Raw genomic sequence first — 7,850 nt, forward strand, 5'->3', positions numbered from 1 at the left:
CGCCTCAAGGGCGGCGAGAAGCGCCCAGCGCGCCCACAGTTCCTCGGCCGGCGGAAGGTCCTCCGGCAGTCCTGGCCGGTGAACGGTCATGTGTGCCCCCGTGTGTGTGCTCCGATGGTGATCGCCACAACGATATGTTCCGCTGCCGACTGCCGGATCACCCCGGACGCACCTCGCGGGCCGTCCGGTCAGGCGCCGACCAGCTCCAGCTCGGCGCCCGACCGCACGGCGTCCGGGGCCGCCGGGACGGCGGGCCTGCGCATCCCCTTGAGCACGACGACCACTCCCGTGGTGACCACCGTGCCGGCCACGACCGCGACCAGGTACAGGAAGGGGCTGCCGATCAGCGGGAGCACCCAGATTCCGCCGTGCGGGGCCCGCAGGGTGGAACCGAAGGCCATCACCAGGCCGCCGGCGGTCATGCTGCCCACCATGTTCGCCGGGATGACCCGCAGCGGATCGGCCGCCGCGAAGGGGATGGCGCCTTCGGTGATGAACGACGCTCCGAGCACCCAGGCCGCCTTGCCGTTCTCGCGCTCCTCGGGGGTGAACAGCCGGCGCCGGACGACGGTCGCCAGCGCCATGCCCAGCGGCGGGGTCATGCCCGCGGCCATCACGGCGGCCATCACCTTCAGGCTGCCGGCGTCTGGGGTGGTTCCCGCGGCGGTGAGCGCACCGGCCGCGAAGGTGTAGGCGACCTTGTTGAGCGGGCCGCCCATGTCGAAGGCCATCATCGCGCCGAGCAGCACGCCGAGGAGGATCGCGTTGGAGCCGGAGAGGCCGTTCAGCCAGTCGGTCAGGCCGCCCATCGCCGAGGCGATCGGCGAGCCCACCACCACGAACATCAGGAAGCCGACCGCCGCCACCGACAGGAGCGGGATCACCACCACCGGCATGATGCCCCGGATCGCCCGCGGCACGTTCCACCGGATCATCCACAGCACCAGGAAGCCCGCGGCCAGGCCGGACACGATGCCGCCGAGGAAGCCGGCGCCGACCGCCACCGAGACGGCACCACCGGCGATGCCGGCGGCCAGCGCCGCCCGGTCCGCGATCGCCCAGGCGATGTATCCGGAGAGGACCGGGACCAGGAAGCCGAAGGACGTCTTGCCGGTCTGGAACAGCATCGCCGCCCAGCTGTGCGAGGAGGTCCAGTCGAAATGGCCCAGCACGGACGGGGCGGCGGCGATCTGGTACCCGCCGATCGCGAAGGCGAGGGCGATCAGCAGGCCGCCGGCCGCGACGAACGGGATCATGTAACTGACGCCCGTCATCAGGTACTTGCGCAGCCGCTGGGCCCAGTGTTCGCCAGTCGTCCCACTCAGTGCGCTCGGCGCGCTCGGTGCGGCGACCGGGGCGGCGGCGGCACGGGCGCCGCTGCCGGTCTCGGCGACCAGCCCGGCGGCCTGGGCGATCAGGTCGTCGGCCCGGTTGACGGCGGCCTTCACGCCCACGTCCACGGTCGGCTTGCCGGCGAAGCGGGCGCGGTCGCGGACCTCGACGTCATGGGCGAAGATCACCGCGTCGGCCGCCGCGATCACCTCGGGAGCCAGCGGCGTCGTCCCGGCGGACCCCTGGGTCTCGACCTGGATCCGCACACCCGCCCGCGCGGCGGCCAGTTCGAGCGCCTTGGCGGCCATGTAGGTGTGGGCGATGCCGGTCGGGCACGAGGTCACCGCGACCAGCCGAAGCCCGGCGTCGGCGTCGGCCGTTTCCGGAGCGGCCGTCTCAGGAGCGGGCGTCTCAGGAGCGGGCGTCTCCGGATCGGGCGACTCCGGATCGGGCGACTCCGCGACGGCGGCGGGCTCCGGAGCAGCAGCGACCGGCGGCTCCTCGCCGTTGACCAGGGCCGCGACAGCGCCAGGGCTCTCGGCATCGCGCAGGGCGCCGGTGAACGCGGGATCCATCAGCCGGCCGGCCAGCGCGGCGAGGATCCGCAGGTGGGCGTCGTCCGCGCCCGCCGGTGCCGCGATCATGAAGATCAGGTCGGCGGGCCGCCCGTCCGGGGCGTCGAAGTCCACTCCCCTGGCGCTCCGGCCGAAGGCCACGCTCGGCCGCGTGACGTGGGGCGATCTGCAGTGCGGAATGCCGATCCCGTCGCCCATCCCGGTCGGGGCCTGGGCCTCGCGGGCGGCGACGTCGGCGAGGAAGCCGTCGAGGTCGGTGACCCGGCCCTCGGCGACCAGCCGCTGGGCGAGGGCGCGGAGGGCTTCGCTCTTGTCCTGGGGGGCGAGGTGGAGATCAACGAGTGCGGGTGTGATCAGTCCGCTGGTGTCGCTCATCGTGTCGGTCCTTCGACTGGTGCCTGACAGTGTTCCCTTGCCCCCGGGAATGGTCGCCGTTCCGTCCCACACGGTCGGGCGTGGTGCCTCAAGGCAGAGGCCGTTCTCAACCGCGGACTCAACCGCGGGCTCAACCGCGGGCTCAACCGCGGGCTCAACCGCGGGCTCAACCGCGGGCTCAACCGCGGAGCGGCCGTTCGAGCGGGATGTCCGCCGTCACGACCACCGCGGCCGGGTCCAGATCGGCCGGGGTCGGCATGACGCTCCCCGGCAGTTGTACGGCGGCGGCCCCGTGCGCCAGGGCAGCCGCGAGTGCCCCGGGGCCGGTGCCACCGGCTCCGAGGAAGCCCGCGAGCGAGGCGTCGCCCGCTCCCACGTCGCTGCGGACGGCGGCGACCGGTGCGCTGCCGTACCAGCTGCCCTCGTCGGCGATCAGCAGCATCCCGTCCGCACCGAGGCTGGCGAGGACCTGCTGGGCGCCGCGCTTGCGCAGTTCCCCGGCCGCGTCGACGGCGTCGCCGACGGTGGCGACCGGGCGGCCCACGGCCTCCGCGAGTTCCTCGCGGTTGGGCTTGACCACGTCGGGACGAGCCGACAGCGCGGCGAGCAGCGCGGGGCCGGAGGTGTCCAGGGCGATCCGGGCGCCCCCCGAGTGCACCTGGGCGACCAGTTCCGCGTACCACTCCGGTGCCAGTCCGCGCGGCAGGCTGCCGCAGCAGGCCAGCCAGTCGACGTCGTTCCCCAGGTGGTCCTCGCGGACCAGCGCCAGCAGCGCGGCCGACTCGGCGGCGCTGAGCTCGGGGCCCACCGCGTTGACCTTCGTGAGGCTGCCGCCGTCCTCGGCGATCGAGACGTTGATGCGGGTGTCGCCCGAGATCGCGACCGCCGCGACGTCGATGCCCTGGCGGCGCAGCAGGTCGGCGAGCAGGTGCCCGGAGGGGCCGCCCAGCGGCAGGACGGCGGTGGTGCGGTGGCCGGCGGCCGTGAGCGCGCGGGAGACGTTGACGCCCTTGCCGCCGGGGTCGAGCCGGTCGTGCGCGGCCCGGTTGACCTCGCCCGGGGTGAGCGTTCCCAGCTCGTAGGTGCGGTCGAGGCTGGGGTTCGGGGTGATGGTGACGATCATGCGCGGATGACTTCCGGTCCGAGGTTCTCGATCTCTGCGGTCTGCTCGTCGGTCAGTCCAGTGTCCGTGACGAGCACGTCGACCTGGTCCAGCGAGCCGAACCGGGCGAAGTGGCGGACGCCGTACTTGGAGGAGTCGGCGACCAGCACCACGCGGCGGGCGCCGGTGAGCATGGCGCGTTTGACGGCCGCCTCGGCGAGGTCCGGGGTGGACAGCCCGCCCTCCGGGGAGAAGCCGTTGGTGGCGACGACCGCGATGTCCGCGTGGACGTCGGCCAGGTCGCGCAGCGCCCAGGCGTCGACGGCGGCCTGGGTGCGGTGGCGCAGCCGCCCGCCGACCAGGTGGAGGGCGAGCGCCGGGTGGTCGGCGAGCCTGGCGGCGACGGGGAGGGCGTTGGTGACGACGGTGAGGGCGCAGTCGGCGGGCAGCAGGCCGGCCAGCCGGGAGACGGTCGTCCCCGCGTCCAGGATCACGCTGCCCTCCGCGGGCAGGAGGGCCAGGGCCGCCTTGGCGATGCGCTCCTTCTCGGCAGCGGCGGTGGAGTCCCGTTCGGCCAGGCCGGGTTCCAGGTGCAGTGCGCCGGCGGGCAGGGCGCCGCCGTGCACCCGGTGCAGCAGTCCGGCCCGGTCCATGGCGCTCAGGTCACGCCGGATGGTCTCCTGCGTGACGCCGAAGTCCTCGGCCAGCGTCGGCACGTCCACCCTGCCCTGCTCCTGTGCGAGGCGGAGGATCTGTTGCTGCCGCTCGGGTGCATACATGTGGGATCGGGTCCGTTTCATGTCCGTTTACGCCTGATGAGGCCCGACCATACGCGCTCCGGCCGAAAAAGCAAGCGATCGCGCCAGCCCTGGGCCCGCGAACCCCGATTGCCCGAATGTGTTGACATCCCTCGATGTCCGGGCGTAGAACCAAACGAAACAACACGCTAACGGGCGTGAAACCACCGACCGCCCGGTCTCCGCCACTGCCCCCGTACCGCGAAGACCCGGCGCGAACACGGTGGCCCGCGCTTCACCCCGTGCGCGGGCCACCGTGCCCCACTCCGCTGCCGACCCGGTTCCCACCCGGGTCGGCGGTCACTTCCTTCACCTCCTCCGTCTCCTCCACCTCCTCCAAGGACTCCCATGCACTCGATCCAGGTCACCGTCGGCTCCCGAAGCGGCCTGCACGCCCGCCCGGCGTCTCTGCTCGTCCAGGCCGCGGCCCGCCAGGCGGCCAAGGTCACGGTCGGCCGCCCGGGCCGGCCACCGGTCGACGCCCGCAGCCTGCTGTCCGTCCTCGCCCTGGCCGCCGGCTGCGGCGAGACCCTGGAGCTCGTCGCGGCCGGCGACGGCGCCCAGGACGCGCTCAAGGAGCTCGCCGACCTGCTCGCCTCCGACCTCGACGCGGCGGCATGAGCGAGCACGGCGAACGAGTGATGAGGAGGCACGCACGGGCGACGGCCCTCGCCGAGCCCGGCGAGGCGGGCACATGAGCGATCCGATCCGCGGGATCGGCGTCGGCACCTCGGTCCGGTCGTCCATGAGGTGACGCCGGCCCCGACTCCCCGTCCGACAGGGCGGCAATTGCGAATACCCGGACTATCGGATTCCGATCAGAAAAGGGTGAGGAATTCGTGATGGGCCATGCCGAATACCACCCCGGCCGCGCCCCGTTCTCACTCATCCGGCAATACTGATTCACGCATTGTTCACCGGCCTATCGGAACTGACTCCCTTTCACGCTCGTCATCCTCGACAGGAGTTCAAGAAAAAGCCAAGGGTGCGGAAGGAACCAGTAATGTCTCTGGTCGGGAGGGTCGCCGGTGCCGTCGCCGTGGCCCTCCTGGCCGTGCTCGGCGTACTGTTGCTCTCCCAGTCCACGGCCGCGCTCCTCCGGGAGGACGGCTGCCCACGGGTCGTCGCGCAGGCGAAACTCGCCGAGGACGCGCCGGCCCCCAAGAACCTGCCCGGCCTCTGCTGGACCCGGCCCCGGAACGTCGAAGTCCCGGAGCGCCGGCCCGAGTTGACCTCCGTCCTCGTCGACGAAGCGCCCTCCCCCGGGACCGCGTCGCCGGCCGGTGGCCCCGACGCGCCGTACTGGGCCCGCAGACAGCCCAGAGCGGCGGTCCTCCAGGTGTTCCGCTGCTGATCGGCGCCGACCGCGCCCGCACGCTCACCGGTGGCACGGACACCCACACGTCCACGCCACCGCGCGTCACGGCGGTTCGCGACGGTCCACGGCAGTGCTGCCCCTGCCATCACCGTCGCGCTGCAACCTGCCTCCGTACCGAGCGGGCACGGTCCCGAAGTCTCCATCCCCACAAGACTTCCGAAGGGCCCGAGGCACCGACATGCAAGCATTCATCGACCACGCCCGCACCTTCCACCGCCGCGCCGCACAGACCGCCGACGACTTCGAGCGGCTCGCGGCCGGCCAGCACCCGCAGGCCCTGTTCATCACCTGCTCCGACTCCCGCATCATCCCCTCCGCCGTCACCGGCGCCCGCCCCGGCGACCTCTTCGAGATGCGGACCGCCGGCAACATCGTCCCGCCGTACCGGCCGCGCGTGCCGTCGGCCGAGGCCGCGACCATCGAGTACGCGGTCGAGGTCCTGGGCGTCGCGGACATCGTGGTGTGCGGCCACTCCCACTGCGGCGCCGTGGGCGCCGTCGTGCGCGGCGACGACCTCACCGGCGTGCCCGCGGTACGGGACTGGCTCGCCGAGGGCGCCGAACTGACACCCGGCCAGGAGCCGGACCAGGACCTCGCCGGCCCCGTGCAGCGCCACGTCCTGGACCAGCTGGCGAAGCTGCGCACCCATCCGAGCGTCGCCCGCCGCGTCGACGCGGGCCGCCTCGCGCTGCACGGCTGGTTCTACGAGGTGCACACCGGCGCGGTCCTCACCCACCGCCCCGGCACCGACGCCTTCCTGCCGCTGTGACGCCGCGGCCCACCACCGACGAACCTCCACGGATGAGGGCTCCCATGCGCTTTCCCACTCTCAAGTACGACGTCACCGCTTCGCTCGTCGTGTTCCTCGTCGCCCTGCCGCTGTGCGTGGGCGTCGCCGTCGCCTCGGGCATGCCCGCCGAACTCGGCCTGATCACCGGCATCGTCGGCGGCCTGGTCACCGGCATGCTGCCCGGCAGCAGTCTCCAGGTCAGCGGCCCGGCGGCCGGGTTGACCGTCCTGGTCGCCGAGACCGTGCAGCGCTTCGGCCTGCCCGCGCTCGGCGTCGTCGTCGCCGCGACCGGCCTGCTCCAGCTGCTGCTCGGCGCATTGCGCTGGGGCCGGTGGTTCCGCGCGATCTCCGTCGCCGTGGTCGAGGGCATGCTGGCCGGCATCGGCCTGGTCATCATCGCCGGCCAGCTCTACGCGATGGCCGACAGGCCCGCCCCCGCGAGCGGCGTCGACAAGCTCCTCGGCCTGCCCGGCCTCCTGTCCCAGCTCGTCTCCTCACCCGCCGCCCGCCAGTCCTTCGCGATCGGCGCCGGCACCATCGCCGTCATCGTGCTGTGGCAACGGCTGCCGGCCAGGGTACGGGTCGTCCCGGGCGCGCTCGTGGCCGTCCTGCTCGCCACCGGCGCCGCCTGGCTGCTCGACGGCCCGGTGAAGAAGGTCGAGGTCAAGGGCCTCCTGGACGCCATCCAGCCGCCCGACGCCGGCGTGCTCGGCCAGTTCACCCCCGCCCTGATCATCACGATCGTGGCCTTCACGCTCGTCGCCTCCGCCGAGAGCCTCTTCAGCGCGGCCGCCGTCGACCGGATCCACGACGGGCCGCGCACCGACTACGACAAGGAGCTCATGGCCCAGGGAGCGGGCAACGCGCTCTGCGGCGCCCTCGGCGCCCTGCCGATGACCGCGGTCATCGTCCGCAGCGCGACCAACGTCCAGGCCGGCGCCCGGACCAAGGCGTCCCGCGTGCTGCACGGCGTGTGGCTGCTGCTCTTCGCCGCGCTGCTCCCGGCGGCCCTCGCCGTCATCCCCGTCGCGGCCCTCGCCGGTGTGCTCGTCCACGCCGGGTTCAAGCTGCTGCCGTTCAAGCAGCTCGGACCGCTGTGGCGCGAGCACCGCCCGGAGGCACTCGTCCTCGCCGCCACAGCCGTCGCCATCGTCACGGTCAACATGTTCGAAGGCGTGCTGATCGGCCTGGGCCTGTCGATCCTCAAGAGCGCCTGGGAGACGTCCCGTCTGCACGTCGAGACGGACGAGCGGCCCGACGGCGTCGTCCGGGTCCGCCTGACCGGCAACGCCACGTTCCTCCGGCTGCCCAAGCTCCTGGACGCCCTGGAAGCCCTGCCCGCCGACCGCGTCGTCGAACTGGACCTCACCGGACTCCGGCACCTCGACCACGCCTGCCAGAGCGCCCTGACCACCTGGGCCGACCGCCACAACGCCCACGCCCCCGAAGCCGTCCGGCTGATCCCCGCCCTGGCCGGCCCGGCGTGACAGCCGGGTAGGAA

General features: G+C 73.1%; 7 protein-coding genes. 4 read left to right on the plus strand and 3 right to left on the minus strand.

Annotation, left to right across the window (positions count from 1 at the left end):
• Positions 1-188: 188 nt before the first annotated feature.
• The 3 genes from ACFV4G_RS42340 to ACFV4G_RS42350 all read right to left on the minus strand — a co-directional run bounded on the left by ACFV4G_RS42340 (position 189) and on the right by ACFV4G_RS42350 (position 4,163).
• Complete coding sequence (locus ACFV4G_RS42340) at positions 189-2,282, minus strand: fructose-specific PTS transporter subunit EIIC (RefSeq protein WP_380448792.1); 2,094 nt, start codon at positions 2,280-2,282, stop codon at positions 189-191.
• Between the two features lie 178 nt (positions 2,283-2,460).
• Positions 2,461-3,405, minus strand: coding sequence for a 1-phosphofructokinase (pfkB, locus tag ACFV4G_RS42345; RefSeq protein ID WP_380448795.1), 945 nt, complete (start codon positions 3,403-3,405; stop codon positions 2,461-2,463).
• Positions 3,402-4,163, minus strand: coding sequence for a DeoR/GlpR family DNA-binding transcription regulator (locus tag ACFV4G_RS42350; protein WP_380448797.1), 762 nt, complete (start codon positions 4,161-4,163; stop codon positions 3,402-3,404). The genes pfkB and ACFV4G_RS42350 overlap by 4 nt, the downstream gene beginning before the upstream one ends.
• Before the next feature lie 366 nt (positions 4,164-4,529).
• Between ACFV4G_RS42350 and ACFV4G_RS42355 the strand changes: the two genes are divergently transcribed.
• The 4 genes from ACFV4G_RS42355 (at position 4,530) to ACFV4G_RS42370 (ending at position 7,836) form a co-directional block, all read left to right on the plus strand.
• Positions 4,530-4,802 carry an HPr family phosphocarrier protein gene (locus tag ACFV4G_RS42355; RefSeq protein ID WP_380448799.1) on the plus strand — a complete coding sequence of 91 codons (273 nt, stop codon included), beginning with the start codon at positions 4,530-4,532 and terminating at the stop codon, positions 4,800-4,802.
• Positions 4,803-5,184: 382 nt separating this feature from the next.
• On the plus strand, positions 5,185-5,535 hold the full coding sequence (locus ACFV4G_RS42360) for a hypothetical protein (protein WP_380448801.1): 351 nt from the start codon (positions 5,185-5,187) through the stop codon (positions 5,533-5,535).
• 202 nt (positions 5,536-5,737) lie between these two features.
• Entirely contained in the window at positions 5,738-6,328 is a 591-nt protein-coding gene (locus tag ACFV4G_RS42365; RefSeq protein WP_380448803.1) for a carbonic anhydrase, read from the plus strand.
• A 44-nt stretch (positions 6,329-6,372) separates the two neighbouring features.
• The gene (locus ACFV4G_RS42370; protein WP_380448805.1) at positions 6,373-7,836 is read left to right on the plus strand and encodes a SulP family inorganic anion transporter; all 1,464 of its coding nucleotides are present in this window, start codon (positions 6,373-6,375) and stop codon (positions 7,834-7,836) included.
• The last annotated feature ends 14 nt before the right edge of the window (positions 7,837-7,850 follow it).

Origin of the sequence: Kitasatospora sp. NPDC059747 (genome assembly GCF_042732955.1) — a bacterium.
GTDB lineage: Bacteria > Actinomycetota > Actinomycetes > Streptomycetales > Streptomycetaceae > Kitasatospora.